This window comes from Paenibacillus sp. FSL R7-0204 (genome assembly GCF_038002225.1).
Classification (GTDB): domain Bacteria; phylum Bacillota; class Bacilli; order Paenibacillales; family Paenibacillaceae; genus Paenibacillus_AQ.
This window is the reverse complement of record NZ_JBBOCA010000001.1, coordinates 6,726,295-6,741,830: the sequence shown is the minus strand read 5'-3', so window position 1 is coordinate 6,741,830 and position 15,536 is coordinate 6,726,295. Positions and strand designations below refer to the sequence as shown.

The 15,536-nt window shown below is 55.1% G+C and carries 10 protein-coding genes and 1 riboswitch; all 10 genes read left to right on the top strand.

What is annotated here, in order from left to right; genetic code table 11:
* Positions 1-6 precede the first annotated feature (6 nt).
* The 10 genes from MKX42_RS29145 to MKX42_RS29100 all read left to right on the top strand — a co-directional run bounded on the left by MKX42_RS29145 (position 7) and on the right by MKX42_RS29100 (position 15,470).
* Positions 7-1,437: an O-antigen ligase family protein gene (locus MKX42_RS29145; protein WP_340757880.1), complete on the top strand. Its 1,431-nt coding sequence runs from the start codon at positions 7-9 to the stop codon at positions 1,435-1,437.
* Complete coding sequence (locus tag MKX42_RS29140) at positions 1,403-2,782, top strand: oligosaccharide flippase family protein (protein ID WP_076157063.1); 1,380 nt, start codon at positions 1,403-1,405, stop codon at positions 2,780-2,782. The genes MKX42_RS29145 and MKX42_RS29140 overlap by 35 nt, the downstream gene beginning before the upstream one ends.
* A gap of 261 nt (positions 2,783-3,043) precedes the next feature.
* A complete protein-coding gene (locus tag MKX42_RS29135) occupies positions 3,044-3,898 on the top strand; it encodes a glycosyltransferase family 2 protein (RefSeq protein WP_340756617.1) in 855 nt (284 codons plus the stop codon).
* Positions 3,885-5,075, top strand: coding sequence for a glycosyltransferase family 4 protein (locus MKX42_RS29130; protein ID WP_340756615.1), 1,191 nt, complete (start codon positions 3,885-3,887; stop codon positions 5,073-5,075). Before MKX42_RS29135 ends, MKX42_RS29130 begins: the two co-directional genes overlap by 14 nt.
* Positions 5,072-6,211 carry a glycosyltransferase family 4 protein gene (locus MKX42_RS29125; protein ID WP_340756614.1) on the top strand — a complete coding sequence of 380 codons (1,140 nt, stop codon included), beginning with the start codon at positions 5,072-5,074 and terminating at the stop codon, positions 6,209-6,211. The genes MKX42_RS29130 and MKX42_RS29125 overlap by 4 nt, the downstream gene beginning before the upstream one ends.
* A 101-nt stretch (positions 6,212-6,312) precedes the next feature.
* Entirely contained in the window at positions 6,313-7,413 is a 1,101-nt protein-coding gene (locus tag MKX42_RS29120) for a glycosyltransferase (protein ID WP_036693619.1), read from the top strand.
* A gap of 4 nt (positions 7,414-7,417) precedes the next feature.
* Positions 7,418-8,758: a UDP-glucose dehydrogenase family protein gene (locus tag MKX42_RS29115; protein ID WP_340756612.1), complete on the top strand. Its 1,341-nt coding sequence runs from the start codon at positions 7,418-7,420 to the stop codon at positions 8,756-8,758.
* 1,037 nt (positions 8,759-9,795) lie between these two features.
* A complete protein-coding gene (locus tag MKX42_RS29110; protein WP_340756610.1) occupies positions 9,796-11,169 on the top strand; it encodes a sugar phosphate nucleotidyltransferase in 1,374 nt (457 codons plus the stop codon).
* A gap of 138 nt (positions 11,170-11,307) precedes the next feature.
* Positions 11,308-11,388: riboswitch (cyclic di-GMP riboswitch) on the top strand.
* Between the two features lie 14 nt (positions 11,389-11,402).
* A complete protein-coding gene (locus MKX42_RS29105; protein ID WP_340756608.1) occupies positions 11,403-13,757 on the top strand; it encodes a PA14 domain-containing protein in 2,355 nt (784 codons plus the stop codon).
* 192 nt (positions 13,758-13,949) lie between these two features.
* Positions 13,950-15,470 (top strand): glycosyl hydrolase, encoded by a 1,521-nt coding sequence (locus MKX42_RS29100; RefSeq protein WP_340756606.1) that lies wholly within the window; start codon positions 13,950-13,952, stop codon positions 15,468-15,470.
* The last annotated feature ends 66 nt before the right edge of the window (positions 15,471-15,536 follow it).

The window sequence follows — 15,536 nt, the reverse complement described above, 5'->3', positions numbered from 1 at the left end:
GTTGTAATGATGACCTTGATCTGCGCTGCGGCACTGGCCCTGCCGCTGGCGATCGGCTTCGCCAGTGCGAACCTGAGCGCGTCGAATAGCCTGCAGGGCATCATTCTGGCAGGCATCCTCTTTCCGGCCTTGCTGCTGGCCCTGCTGAATACACGGATGCTCATCCCGTACACGCTGCTGATCTGGGCGGTTGCCCCGGAGCTGCGGCGGATTGCAGACTGGTACGAAGGCGTGTATCACTCCGTCTCCCTGCTCAGTCTGGCCCCGCTGCTGACCGGAGCGACCTTAGCTATTCCGGTGCTGCGGGAAATTCACCGGATTCGCAAGTCCTCTACCCGGATCATGCTGTTGTTCTCCGTCGCACTGGCCTACGGCGCATTGATCGGTCTGGCGAAGAATGGCATCGGCTCGGTATACGATCTGGCGAATTACATCGTACCGCTGCTGCTGATTCCTTTCTTTGCGGTCACGCCGTTTAAGCCGAAGGATATCGACCGGCTGCTGTACGCTTTTGCCAACATTGCCGTGCTGGTTGCGATCTACGGGATCGTGCAGTATCTGACCGTTCCTCCCTGGGACGCCTTCTGGATGCGGAATGCCGATATGATCTCTATCGGGACTCCCTATCCGCTGGAGATCCGGGTCTTCTCGACCCTGAACTCTCCGGGTCCGGCAGCAACCTTCCTGGTCTTCGCTCTGGTACCGATGATTCTGGAGAAAAGATGGCAGGGTACCCTGCGGTGGCTCGGTGTTCTGCTCGTAGTGGTCTGCCTGCTGACTACGCTCGTCCGCTCCGCATGGCTGGTCCTGCTGGTGATGCTGCTGGTCTACATCGCTTCCTCTCCCTCCAAGGGTAAATGGAAGACGCTGCTCCAGCTCGCCTTCGTGGCAGCCGCGCTGTTCTGGATCGTTCCGAAGCTCCCTGGAGCAGAGGGGCTGGTGGCCCGGATGGAGACCCTGACCTCCGTGCAGGAGGATCATTCCTACAATGAACGCCTCAGCCTCTGGACCAACATGCTGCCGATGGTGGCAGGCAATCCGGTGGGGCAGGGGATCGGCAGTGTAGGCCAGGGCACCAAGCTTGGCAACGGCGGAGAGCTGGGGGAATACGGCAATATGGATAACGGCTTCATCGCGCTGCTGCTGACCTTCGGCGTACTCGGCGCATTGTTCTTCTTCGGGGCACTCGGCGCGGTCATCAAGGAGATCGGCGCCAGAGTCACCCGCAGGAATGAACTTCAGCCTTACGCCAGACTGGCGCTGGCGGCGTGGATGGGAGCTGTAGCCAGCCTGATATCGGATAACGGCTTTCCCGGTCTTAAGGGGTATCTGATCTGGATGCTGATCGGACTTGGCCTCAGCGCCAAGGAGCTCACTCAAAGCAGAAAGAAGGGACTACCGCATGCAGCAGTCAAGCGCCAAATCACTACCCGCTAACCGGGTATGGTCCACCTTTCGGAGATTCACGAAGAGTAAGGACAATAGCTCGGCTGCTGTCAAAACGATGTTCGTCAGCGTGCTGATCCTGCTGGTCAATATGCTGACCGGCGTACTGACCGCCCGTTATCTCGGCCCGTCAGGCCGGGGGGAGCAGACAGCGATGGTGAACTGGTCGCAGTTCCTCGCCTTCAGCATGAGCTTCGGCATTCCCTCGGCGCTGATCTACAACGCCAAGAAGAATCCGCAGGAAGCCGGGGTACTGTACCGGATCGCCCTGCTGATCGGACTGACGTTTGGAACCATCGCCATGACAGTTGGAATACTGGTGCTGCCTTATTGGCTGGGGTCCTTCAGTCATGAGGTAGTGGTCTTCGCCCAGTGGTCGATGATTCTCTGCCCGCTGATTGTGGTGTCGCAGATCAACAACGCGGCCTTCCAGTTCAGAGGCGATTACAAGACCTTCAACTGGATGCGGTACCTGGTGCCGCTGCTGACACTGGGAGCCATCGGGATTCTGATCCTGACCGGCTACATGAATCCTTATACAACTGCACTGGCCTATCTGGTTCCGTCGGTTCCGCTATTCATCTGGATGACCATCCTGCTGCTGCGGACCTACAAGGTCAAGCTCCGGGATTCCTATCTTAATTTCAAAAGATTGTTCACCTATGGTCTGGGCTCCTACGGAAACGACCTGCTCGGACAATTCTCGGTATACATAGACCAGATCATCATTGCCGGATTACTGAGACCGGCAGATCTGGGGCTCTATGCGGTAGCGGTCAGCCTGTCGCGTATGGTGAACTTCTTCGCGAATTCGATCACGGTGGTGCTCTTCCCGAAGGCCTCCGAGATGTCGAAGGACGAAGCGGTCGCCCTTACCTTCAAGGCTTTCCGGATCAGTACTACCTGTACTCTGCTTGGCGCAGTGTTCCTGATGCTGGTAGCGCCTTTTGTCATCCCGCTGCTCTACGGCAAGGATTTCAATACCGCGCTTACCGTGTTCCGCCTGCTGCTGCTGGAAGTGACCATCAGCGGCGGGACGCTGATTCTGGCTCAGGTGTTCATGGCGCTGGGCAAGCCGAAGTTCGTATCCATCCTGCAGGGGGTCGGCCTGATCCTGGTGATTCCGCTGCTCTTCCTGCTGGTGCCGAAGTTCGGATTGTTCGGAGCCGGGGTGGCTATGCTCTCATCAGCTGTGCTGCGGTTCCTGTTCATTATTCTCAATATCAGGTACAACCTGAAGGTTAAGCTTCCGCGGCTGCTCATTAACGCCCAGGACCTTCAGTGGATGAAGACGACGATGAATTCGTATATTCGCAAGAAACCTATGGATGTGTAGCAGTTAAGTAACTAGTTGTTTTGGCGAGCCGAGTACACGAGGCGAGCCCTTATCTGCTTAAAAAACCAAGGGACGGTGTTTGGAGAAGCGGAGAGAAAATTTGGAGCTGTAGGAGCGTTAGCGTCCGCCTTTGTTCTCTGATTTCACCCGCTATCAGCGGTCCAATCAAGGAAATCAGAGAACAACAGCGGCCGGAAGCCCAAACTTTTCTCGCAGCGACGACACACGCCGGACCCTACCAGGCAAAGGAGGATACCTATCATGGATTCAGTAACAAGCGTGCTTGGCGGCCGGGGCAGCTACCCGATCTCGGCGGTCATCATTGCCCAGGACGACGAAGTTCGGATATCCAAAGCGATTCAGTCCTGCCGGTTATTCGCCGACGAGGTGGTCGTAATCGACGGGGGAAGCAAAGACGGGACCGTAGGGCTATCCGAGAGCCTGGGATGCCGCGTGTATGTCAACCCATGGCCCGGTTATGCGAAGCAAAGGGAATTCGGAGTGGAACGTGCCATCCATGATTGGGTCTTCCTGATTGATACCGACGAAGTGGTCAGCGAGGAGCTGGCCCGGGATATCCTGGAGCGCAAGCCGGGACTGACCGATGTTACGGTGGCGTTCTCGCTGTACCGGATTGGCGACTTCCTCGGCAAATGGCTGGATAAAGGCGAATATCTGGTGCGGCTGTATAACCGCAAGGAATACGGAATCCGCAACTCTCTGGTGCATGAAATGCCCGAGGTGTCCGAGGAACGGACGGTGAAGCTGAACGGAACGCTGTGGCATCAAGGCTTCCGCAGCATCAACGATCATGTCGCCCGGTTCAACAAATACACCGATCTGGAAGCAGAGAGTGCATTCGCCAGTGGCAAGCCGTTCAAGCTGAGCCACCTGCTGCTGCGTCCGCCGGCAAGGTTCCTGCAGAAGTATTTCCTGCATGGTCTGTTCAAGAAAGGCATCTCGGGCTTCGCAGTATCCGTCTTCTGGGTGATGTATGAATTCATGGTCGGCTTCAAGCATTACGAATTGCACAGCGCAGGCAGGCTGGCCCGGCATAACGAAGCGGGTCAGGCCGAGAAGGAGAACAAGGGGGAGAGAAGCTATGTCGTACAATGACGGACTCAACATTATGACGACCGGCCTCAGCTGGCCCTCGTTACAGCCTGGAGGACTGAACACCTATTTCAAATCCGTGTGTGAACAGCTCTCTTCACGGAACCGGGTGCATGCCCTGATTTGCAGCCAAGAAACGCCGGAGACGCCTAAGGAACTGATCATCCACAATGCCGGTGATCCGAAGGAGACGATCTGGAAGCGTAAGGATGCCTTCCAGCGCAAGGCGGCCTCCCTGATGGGGGACGGCAGCGGGCGGATTGATATCCTCTACACCCACTTCGCGCCTTACGGCATCGGGCCGGCGATTGAAGCGAAGAAGCGGGGAATTCCCGTCATTATGACCTTCCACGGTCCGTGGAACGAAGAGATGAAGATCGAAGGTCAAGGCATCAAGCATAAGGTCAAAACAACGATTGCCAAATCAATAGAACATAAGGCTTACAAGCTGGCGGACAAATTCATCGTCCTCAGTGATTATTTCCGCAATATGCTGCACGAACTGCACGGCGTACCGCTGCACAAGATTACCGTCATTCCGGGAGCGGCGAATGTCGAGCGGTTCACACCCGCCCCGAACCGGCTGGCGGTCCGCCGGACGCTGAATCTGCCGGAAGGCGCAACAACGGTCCTGACAGTCCGCAGATTGATGAACCGGATGGGGCTGCTGCAGCTGCTGGAAGCCTGGAAGCAGGTGGCGGAGCGGTTCCCGAACGCGATTCTGCTGATCGGGGGCAAGGGCCCGCTGCGCGGAGAGCTGGAAGAGAAAATAGCCGATTACGGGCTGGGCAACAAAGTCCGCTTGCTCGGCTACATTCCCGATCATGAGTTGGCCTCCTATTATCAGGCAGCAGATATGTTCGTTGTTCCTTCCCAGGCGCTGGAAGGCTTCGGCCTGATCACCGTTGAGGCTTTGGCTTCAGGGCTGCCGGTGATGGCTACGCCGGTCGGCGGCAACAAGGAGATCCTCCAGGGCTTCCGCCCGGAGCTGCTGTTCAAGAGTGCGGCTAGCGAAGATATGGCGGAAGGCATGATTCATATGCTGAGCAACCGCAAGCTGCTGCCGGGCCGGGACGAATGCCGGAATCACGTGCTGGAGAAGTACACCTGGCAGCATGTGGGCGACAAGATTGAGTCTGTATTCCTCGAAACCTTGGGAAAGGGTGTGAGCGTAGGATGATCAAAGTCGCTTATATCGACCACACCGCCAAATGGAGCGGAGGCGAGGTCGCCCTGTTCAACATCCTCACCAACATCGGTGAGCAGATTGAACCGCTGGTGATTCTGGCGGAGGAAGGGACGCTGGCTGAACGCCTTCGGGAGAAAGGCATCGACGTCCGCATTATCCCGCTGGATGAGAGCATCCGCAGCCGCGGCCGCAATGCGGTGAACCTCGGGGCTCCGGCGGCTGCGATGAAGCTGCTGGCTTATGGCCGGGGGCTGGCTCCGCTGCTGAAGGAAGAGAAGGTGGATTGTGTGCATACCAATTCCCTGAAATCAGCCTTTTACGGAGCCGTCGCTGCCAAAAAAGCGGGCGTGCCGCTGATCTGGCACATCCGGGACCACATCGGGGCGCCTTATCTGAAGCCGGTTGTCGCCAAGGCGATCCGGCTGCTGTCACGCCTGCTGCCGAACGGGGTCATTGCCAATTCCCACTCCACGCTGAATGCGCTGGAGCTGCCGCGCTCGAAGAAGACGCTGGTCGTCTACTCGGCCTTCGCCAAGGCGATCGGAGAAGGGATCGGCAAGCGGGATCAGAAGGACTTCAACGTCCTGCTGGTCGGACGGCTTGCCCACTGGAAAGGCCAGCATATTGTGCTGGAAGCGGCCAAGGCCTTCAAGCACGACAGCCGCGTGAAGTTCTGGCTGGCCGGTGACGCTCTGTTCGGAGAGGAAGAATACAAGCAGGAATTAATTGCGCAGATGCAGCAGGGGGATATCACCAATGTCAGCCTGCTGGGTCATGTAGATGATATACAAGGACTCATGAACCAAGCGGATCTGTTGATCCATACGTCGATTACCCCTGAGCCGTTCGGCCAGGTCATCGTCGAAGGCATGGCAGCCGGACTGCCGGTGATTGCCTCCAATGAAGGCGGACCGGTGGAGATCGTGGTTCCTGGTGAGACAGGACTGCTGATCCAGCCGGGAGATGCTACTGTACTTGCAGACTCCATCACCTGGATGCTGAACCATCCCGAAGAGCGTAGACGGATGGCGGACAATGGAATGAGACGGGTGAAAGAGCATTTTGTCATCGAGAACACGGTCAAGGATATTGTCGCTTACTACAAAGGTCTGCTGGCAGTTACCTGACCTTCCCGCTCCATAATGCTTAAGGCTTGCATCATATCTGTCTCTAGCCATGCGTGTACTGCTTAATGATGCTGCTCCATAAAACTTTGAGGATGATTCACATGAAAATTGCGATAGCGCACGATTATTTAATCCAGATGGGCGGGGCGGAACGGGTGGTGGAGGTTTTTCATCACATGTACCCGGAGGCTCCGATCTTCACAACGGTTTTTAACGGAAGCCGCCTGACCGATAACCTCAAAGATGCCGATATCCGGGCCTCCTGGCTGCAGAAGATTCCGGGAGTGAAGCGTAACTTCAAAGGGGTGCTCCCGCTCTACCCCATGGCTGTCCGCGATTTGGACTTCAGCGGGTATGATATCGTTCTTAGCTCCAGCAGTGCTTTTATGAAAAGCATTCAGGTGCCCGAGTCCACCTTCCATCTGTGCTACTGTCATACGCCGATGCGCTTCGCCTGGGACTATGACACGTACATGGAGCGGCAATCGAATTCCGGGCTGTTCAAAAGACTGCTCAAGGTGTATATGCAGCGGCTCAAGAACTGGGATCAGCGCACCTCCAAAAATGTAAACCAGTTCGTCGCCAACTCCTCAGTCGTGAAGACGCGGATTCAGAATTATTACCACCGGGATTCCGATGTGATTTTCCCGCCGATCAATACGGCCCGCTTCACCAGCTCTCCGAGCATTGGCGATTATTATCTGATTGTCTCGCGGCTGGTCTCCTACAAGCGGATCGATCTGGCGGTGGAGGCATTCAACCGTAACGGGCTTAAGCTGTATATTGTCGGGGACGGACCGGACCGTAAGCGTCTGGAAGGCATGGCCAAGGGGAATGTATCGTTTCTGGGCCGGCTGGAGGATGAGGAAGTTACAGGGCTGATGTCCCAGTGCCGGGCGTTTGTTTTCCCGGGGGAAGAGGATTTCGGCATCACGCCGCTGGAGGCGAATGCTGCTGGAAGACCGGTCATCGCTTATCAGGCCGGGGGAGCGCTGGACACGATTATTCCATACGTTAACGGCGTGTTTTTCCAGCACCAGGAAGTTGATGATTTGCTTAAGGCCATTGATGAGGTGGAGTCCTATGCGTGGGATATCGACCAGATTATGGGCCATGCACGCAAATTCGATGAGCAGGCGTTTATGGTTCAGTTCAAGCAGTATGTGGAACAGGCCTACGTCAATTTCCTAAAAGGAGGATGAAAGTATGAAACTCGCAGTGATTGGTACCGGCTATGTAGGACTTGTATCAGGCGTATGCTTTACCCTAAATGGAAATCATGTCATCTGTGTGGATAAGGATGAGGAGAAAATCAGTAAGCTGAACCGGATGGAATCTCCCATCTATGAGCCGGGCATTGAGGCCCTGATCGAAATGAATCTGCGTGAGGGCCGGCTGAGCTTCTCATCCGATCTTCAGGAGTCGGTCCGCCGCTCCGATATCGTCATTCTTGCCGTGGGTACACCCTCTCTGCCGGGCGGCGAAGCCGACCTGAGATATATCGAAGGAGCGGCTGCCGAGATTGCGCAGGCGATGGAAGGCTATAAGATTATTATGACCAAGTCGACCGTCCCTGTTGGCACCAATGAGCGTATCCGCCAGCTGATCTCCTCCCTCACGAATCATCCCTTCGATATCGTCTCTGCGCCTGAATTCCTCCGTGAAGGCTCTGCCATCCGCGACACGCTTCATCCCGACCGGATCGTGATCGGACTTGATAATCAGGCACTTGAGCCGACCATGCGCGAGCTGCATAAGGGCTTCACAGAGAATGTATTCGTCACGGATATCCGCAGCGCCGAGATGATCAAATATGCCTCGAATGCTTTTCTGGCGACGAAGATCTCCTTCATTAATGAGATTGCCAACATTTGCGAAAAGGTAGGAGCGGATGTCACCGAAGTCGCAGGCGGCATGGGGATGGACCAGAGAATCGGTTCGACCTTCCTGCAGGCCGGTATCGGTTATGGCGGCTCCTGCTTCCCGAAGGACACCAATGCGCTGATCCAGATTGCCGGTAACGTGGATTATGAGTTCAAGCTGCTCAAATCTGTCGTTGAAGTCAATAAAGGCCAGCGCTTCATGATTATCTCCAAGCTCCATGAATCGCTCGGCAGTCTGCGCGGTGCGGTTATCGGCATCTGGGGGCTTGCCTTCAAGCCCAATACCGATGATGTCCGCGAGGCCCCGGCCCGTGAGATCGTCGAGGCGCTGGTCGCCGAGGGCGCCATCGTGAAGCTGTACGATCCCATCGCCGCCGAGAACTTCCGCAAGGAATACGATCATCCGCAGCTCCGCTGGTGCGGACTGGCCGAAGAGGCAGCAGAGGGCAGCGATGCCGTCTGCCTGCTGACCGACTGGAGCCAGTTCAAGGAGATCAATCTGCACGCGCTTGCGGGAACCATGCGCCGCCAGGTGCTGATCGACGGCCGCAATGTCTATAGCAAAGAGCAGATCGAAGGCACCGGCCTCGAGTACATCTCTGTCGGCCGCCCGCAGATGGGCGGGCTTAGCGGATTCTCCGCCAGCGTGGCTGGCGCGGTCTAGGCCGGCGGTCAAGGGCAGCGATCCACGGCGAGTCAGCCTTTTCTGGAGGCGCCGCGCCGGATCAGCTGCGCGGTGAAATGAAGGGGATAAATCCCCTTGAACGCGCCGAAAGTGGGCTGGACGGCGGAAAGAGAGGGGTAAATCCCATTGAATACGCCTAAAGTGGGCTACGCGGTGAAATGAAAGGGATAAATCCCCTTGAATGCGCCGAAAGTGGGCTGGACGGCGGAAAGAGAGGGATAAATCCCATTGAATGCGCCTAAGGTGGGCTGGACGGCGAAATGAGAGGGATAAATCCCATTAAATGCGCCGGAAGTTGGCTGGAAGCAGAAATGAAGGGGATAAATCCCCTTGAACACGCCGAAAGTGGGCTGCGTGGTGAAATGAAGAGTATAAGTACCCTTGATTTATCGGATGCGGGCCGAATGGAGTAAATGAAGAGCACAAGTGCCCTGTATTTAAACTAACCAGCTTCTGCCGCCGCGAACTTGTGCGGCAAGCCCTTGGCACAAGAGTTTTGAATTCCATTGTCTTGGAATTCTTGCTTTCTCCAGCCGCTAGGTCAGCGGCGACGCCTTGGAACAAGCGGCACTTAAGAGTCTTTGAGCTTTTGAATCTTTCTCCGCCGCAACAGTAGGCGGCAACCAGGGATTCAACTGTCGTGAAGGCAGGCTGGCGGCAACCAGGGTTTCAACTGCTGCTGCCGCAAGCATAGCGCGGCACCTGGCCCCCCCTTGCCGCTACAACAAGCGGCAATATCGGATCTTTAGCCGGGAGCTTCGCCTGTGGGCGAAGCGGATATAAAAGCACAAGCCTGTTATGAAATGGAGCGGAGAGGAATTTTGGAGCTGTAGGAGCGTTAGTGTCCGCCTTTGTCTCCGGATGTTATCTGCTGCAAGCAATATAATCAACAACATCTGGAGACAACAGCGGCCGTAAGCCCAAAATTCCTTGCAGCGACCCTCATAACAGGCGGGTTTTTACCACACAGACGCAACAAGAAATACCCAATAACAATACGATATGGAGGGTTCACTATGAAACTAGTACTTCTATCAGGCGGCTCCGGCAAGCGGCTCTGGCCGTTGTCCAATGATTCACGCTCCAAGCAATTTCTGAAGGTACTGGCAAGTCCGGCAGGTGAACCGGAATCAATGGTACAACGGGTATGGAGACAACTGGAAGAGAACGGCATGGCAGGGTCCTCTTATCTGGCGACCGGACGCAGCCAGGTGGAGATGATTCAGAGCCAGCTCGGCAGCGAGGTGCCGATCATCGTGGAGCCGGAGCGGCGGGATACCTTCCCGGCCATTGCGCTGACGGCGGCCTATCTGTATTCTATCGCGGGGGTGTCCCCAAGCGAAACCGTAGCGATTCTGCCGGTGGACCCATACGTGGAATCCTCCTTTTTCGAAACGGTGCTGCAGCTGGAGAACACCATGCTGGTGAGCGGAGCGAACCTGGCGCTGATTGGCGTAGTTCCCGAGCATGCGTCGGAGAAATACGGCTACATTATTCCAACGGGCGCAGATGCGGGAGCGAATGGTTATCTGCAGGTCAGCCACTTCCAGGAGAAGCCGGACCGTGTGCAGGCCGAGGAACTGATCAGCCAGGGCGCTCTCTGGAACTGCGGGGTGTTCGCCTTCCGTCTGGGTTACCTGCTGGATATCCTGCAGCGCAAAGGGCTTCCGCTTAATTATGAGGAGCTGCAGAAGCAGTATAAGCTGCTGTCTTCCATCAGCTTCGATTACGAAGTAGTGGAGAAAGAAGAGAACATCGTCGTGCAGCCGTACGCCGGATTCTGGAAGGACCTGGGCACCTGGAACACCCTGACCGAGGAAATGACCAGCAACCATGTCGGCAAGGGTTTTATCACCGCTGACTCCGAGGGCACCTGCCTCATTAACGAGCTGGATATTCCGATTACTGTGATCGGGGCGAAGGATCTGATTATCGCTGCCAGCCCGGACGGCATTCTGGTGACGCACAAGACCGAGAGTCCGCGGATCAAGGAAGTGCTGAAGACTTTTGAACAAAGACCGATGTACGAGGAACGCCGCTGGGGCCACTACAAGGTAATCGATTATGTGAAATATGAAGAAGGCAACGAGGTGCTGACCAAGCGGATCTTCATCAATGAGGGCAAAAATATAAGCTATCAGCTGCATCACAAACGCAGTGAAATCTGGACCTTCGTCAGCGGTGAAGCCAGCATTGTCATCAATGAGAAGATGCATACGGTGAAGGCGGGAGATGTGGTGCGGATACCGGAAGGGACCAAGCATGCCATTCTTGCTCTTACCGATGTGGAGTTTATTGAGGTGCAGACGGGGTCGGAGCTGGTAGAGGAAGACAATATCCGTATTACCCTGGACTGGGAGGATATAGCGCTCCATCAGTTCATTTCGTAGGTCTAACTTATCTATTTAACCAATTGTTACAGAATCAAAACGGGTACTCGGAACTATTTATTCGGAAAAATTCGCGTTTGCTCTACAAAAAAATTGCATAAAGACGATAATTTACGGTAAGAGGGATTGATCCTTCCAAAACGACAATGGCAAACCTGATCGAAAGACAGGGACGCAAAGCTATAGGGCCTTCGCAAGAGTGGCAGCCTGGCTACCGAAAGGAAGAGAATATTTTGAAAACTTACCGTAAGTCTCGTTTGCTCTGCGCTGTGCTGTCGCTGGCCGTGGTATTATCTGCTGTACCTGTGGGACTGGGAATCGCCCCTTCTACCGTCAAGGCTGCCTCCTCTGCAGGAGCGCCTGTGAACCCTAATGCCTCAGCCGAGGCGGTCAAGCTCCTGAACAATCTGTATGATATCTCGGGAAATGGAATCATTACAGGGCAGCATGACTATTTCGAGAGTCCGGATGAGCTGAGCAACAAGCTGAAGGGAACAAGCGGACAATACGCAGCACTACATGGTTATGAGCTTGGAGCAATCGGTGGGCAGAGTGAGAGCGGAGTAGCTGCACAACGCAAAAATATCGTCTGGAGTGCGACGAACTGGTCCAGAGCGGGCGGCATTGTCGCCATGACCTTCCACCAGAATCTGCCGGGTACCAAGTACGAATGGTCTAATGTGCAGAAGTCAATCACCCAGGCGCAATTTAACAAATACGTTACCCCCGGAACGCCAGAGTATAATGCGCTGATCACCGATCTGGATAAAGTAGCTGTCTCTCTGAAAAGCCTGCGGGATGCTAAGGTTCCGATCCTCTGGAGACCTTACCACGAAATGAACGGCGGCTGGTTCTGGTGGGGGAAAAAAGATAATTTCTCAGCCCTATGGAATATTATGTATGACCGTTTCGTAAACGTTCATCAATTAAATAATTTGATTTGGGTATGGAACCCGAATGCGCCGAATGCCAACTCTGATCCCTATGCACGGACTTATCCGGGTGCGGACAGAGTGGATGTGCTGGCAGCGGATATATATAATAACGACTACTCGAATAAATATCATGATGATCTGACCAGCCTGGCTGGCGGCAAACCGATCGGCATCGGCGAGAACGGTGAAATGCCTAATATCTCGAAGCTGAAGCTGAACCAGCAGAATTACGTGTTCATGATGAACTGGGGCAAAATGCTCTATGAGAATAACAGCACGGCTACGATCAAGAATTTCATGAATGACAGCTACACACTGACCCGTGACCAATATAAGGCCTGGACTGCTCCAGTGGCGGCCCCTAAGCCAACCGTAACACCAACGCCTACACCAACACCGACGCCTACAGCAACACCGACGGCAACACCAACGCCGACGCCTACAGCAACACCGACGGCAACACCAACGCCGACACCAACCGTAACGCCAACCGTTGCGCCGAAGCCGGTCCCAACCTCCGGTGATACGGAGGGTAAACCTGCCCATAATGGATTGCTTGGAGAATACTTCAAGAACATGACGCTCTCGGGGACACCGGTTATGGTACGTAATGATGATGTCATCAGCTTCAATTGGCGTCAGGGTACTCCTAATGCCGCACTCGGCGTAGATTACTTCTCGATCCGCTGGACCGGCCAGATTAAGCCGGCTTACAGCGAGACCTATCAGTTCTATACTACATCGGATGACGGTATCCGCTTGTGGGTGAACGGCACAGCCGTCATTGACAGCTGGGTCAAGCAGAGCGGAACGGCCCGCACAGGAAGCATAGCCTTGACTGCCGGGCAACTGTACGATATCAAGGTAGAGTATTACGAGAATGCAGGCGATGCGAATGTCCATCTGATGTGGCAGAGCCCCAGCCAGGTGAAGGGAACCGTACCTGCAAGTGCGCTCTTCTCCAGAGCAGGCAACACATCCCTACCTGCTCCGGCTGCAACAGCAGTACCGACCACGGTACCAGCAGCGACAGTAGCACCAGCACAGGCAGCAACGCCGGCACCAGTAACGACACCAATGCCAACACCAACACCAGCACCAATACTGACGCCAGCACCGACACCAACGCCAACACCGGTGCCAACACCAACAGCGGCTCCTGTTCCCGTTCCTTCTCCTGCAGCAACACCGGTGGATCTGCCGGTAGAAGCCCCTGCTGCCAATGGATTGTACGCGGAATACTTCAATAATATGACGCTATCGGGCGAACCCGCTGTAGTGCGTACCGATGCTGTGCTTGATTTCAACTGGCGCCAAGGCTCGCCGGATGCCGCTATCGGCATAGACTTCTTCTCTGTCCGCTGGAGCGGGAAGATGAAGCCGCTGTACACGGAGACTTATCAGATCTATACCACTTCCGATGACGGTATCCGCGTACGGGTGAACGGTGAGCTTGTGATTGACAGCTGGGTGAAGCAGAGCGGCACCGAACGCATGGGCAGCATCAGCCTGACTGCAGGCGAGCTGTATGATATTCAGGTAGAGTATTATGAGAATCAAGGCGATGCAAAAGCGCGGCTGATGTGGCAGAGTCCGAGCCAGGCCAAAGGTACCATACCGGCAAGCGCGCTGCTCCTCCCGTCCGCTTCCTAAGCTCATAAGGTCCGCAGCTGTGTTCATCATTGGCGCTGTTACTGGTTAAGACGTTACAATTATAAATCCTGTAAGCCACTCTTAATGGCCCTGCTTACCAGCAGGGCTACTAAGCTATAGAAAGGCAGACAATCCGGGAGGCGTAACCTCCGGGTTCTGCTGAAGAAGCGTGGCTGGAGAAAGGAGATTACATTGAACACTTACCGTAAGTACAGGCTATATACAACTATTTTTCCTCTAATCCTTATCCTTTCATTACTTCCATGGGGGGAAGGGCGCAGTCTGCCCGCGGCCGCCAAGGTTACGGCACCTGCCGCCCCCGCTCCCATAAAACCCATTAATCCTTCGGCCTCTAAGGAGGCTTCCGCACTGTTAAGCTATCTCAGTGATCTTAGCGGCAAGGGGATGATATCCGGCCAGCATGATTACCTGGAGAGCCCAGATGAATTCAATAATAAGCTCCGCACAACAAGCGGCCGCTATGCCGTTCTGCATGGCTATGAGCTGGGAGCTATAGGCAACCAGTCTAAGGACACCATTGCCAGACAGCGTCAGGCTGTCGTGGACAGCGCCATCCGGTGGCATGAGGGCGGCGGCATTGTCGCCATGACCTTCCATCAGAATCTGCCGGGAACCGCGCCTGTATGGACCAATGTGCAGAAGCCGCTTAGCCAGAGTCAATTCAAGCAGTATGTCACTCCCGGAACGCCGCAATACAAAGCCCTGGTTGCCGAGCTGGATGAAGTGGCCAAGTATCTGGGCGAGCTGCGCGATGCCGGAGTTCCGGTGCTATGGCGGCCCTATCATGAGATGAACGGCGGCTGGTTCTGGTGGGGGCAGAAGGATGACTTCGCGAAGCTCTGGGACCTGGTCTATAGCCGCATGGTGAATACGCATAAGCTGAATAATCTGCTGTGGGTATGGAATCCAAATGCTCCCAACAAGTCGTCTGAGCCGTATGCCGCCTATTTTCCCGGCACCGCCAAGGTGGATATTCTGGCCGCCGATATTTATGACAATGATTTCAAGCAGTCTTATTATGACAGCCTCCTGAAGCTTGCGGGCGGCAAACCGATCGGAATCGGGGAGAGCGGAGAGCTTCCAGACCCTGTCATCATGTCTCAAAAACAAAGCAAATGGGTATATACGATGACATGGGGCAAGATGCTGGTTGAGAATAACCCGCCTGTGAAAATCCAAAGCTTCATGAATCATAAATACACGGTATCACGGGAGGATTATAAGCTCGCGGCGGGTGCCAAAACCCATGCGGCGGCTGCAAGCTCAAGGAACGGCCTGAGAGGCCAGTATTATGGCAATATGGACCTGTCCGGCACACCGCTGCTTACCCGTAATGACAGCACCATTCAATTCAACTGGCATGGCAATTCACCGGCCTCCGGCCTGCCCAAGGATGAATTCTCGGTACGCTGGACCGGGTCCCTTAAGCCGCTCTACAGTGAAAAGTATACGTTCACCGCTTCTTCGGATGACGGCATCCGCGTATGGATCGGCGGCAAGCTCCTGATCGACAGCTGGAAGAATCAGAGCAGCGCGGGCAAGGAGGGCAGCATCACACTTTCCGCAAATACCCCTTACGCCATCAAGGTAGAATATTACGAGAACCGCGGGGATGCCAGCGTCAGTCTGATGTGGAGAAGCCAGAGCCAGAAGCAGATGATTATTCCCCAGAGTGCGCTGACGCTTCCTTAAGGAAGCCTCGCAGCAGAAGAAGCGTGACGTTATCCCGGTACAGCATAGAATTCCGGAAGAAAGCGA

Excerpts from the sequence above, each read along its gene's own strand:
- MKX42_RS29125 (WP_340756614.1), top strand. The coding sequence starts at position 5,072 with ATGATCAAAGTCGCTTATATCGACCACACCGCCAAATGGAGCGGAGGC.
- MKX42_RS29140 (WP_076157063.1), top strand. The coding sequence starts at position 1,403 with ATGCAGCAGTCAAGCGCCAAATCACTACCCGCTAACCGGGTATGGTCC.
- MKX42_RS29120 (WP_036693619.1), top strand. The coding sequence starts at position 6,313 with ATGAAAATTGCGATAGCGCACGATTATTTAATCCAGATGGGCGGGGCG.
- MKX42_RS29145 (WP_340757880.1), top strand. The coding sequence starts at position 7 with ATGATGACCTTGATCTGCGCTGCGGCACTGGCCCTGCCGCTGGCGATC.
- MKX42_RS29130 (WP_340756615.1), top strand. The coding sequence starts at position 3,885 with ATGTCGTACAATGACGGACTCAACATTATGACGACCGGCCTCAGCTGG.
- MKX42_RS29115 (WP_340756612.1), top strand. The coding sequence starts at position 7,418 with ATGAAACTCGCAGTGATTGGTACCGGCTATGTAGGACTTGTATCAGGC.
- MKX42_RS29110 (WP_340756610.1), top strand. The coding sequence starts at position 9,796 with ATGAAACTAGTACTTCTATCAGGCGGCTCCGGCAAGCGGCTCTGGCCG.
- MKX42_RS29135 (WP_340756617.1), top strand. The coding sequence starts at position 3,044 with ATGGATTCAGTAACAAGCGTGCTTGGCGGCCGGGGCAGCTACCCGATC.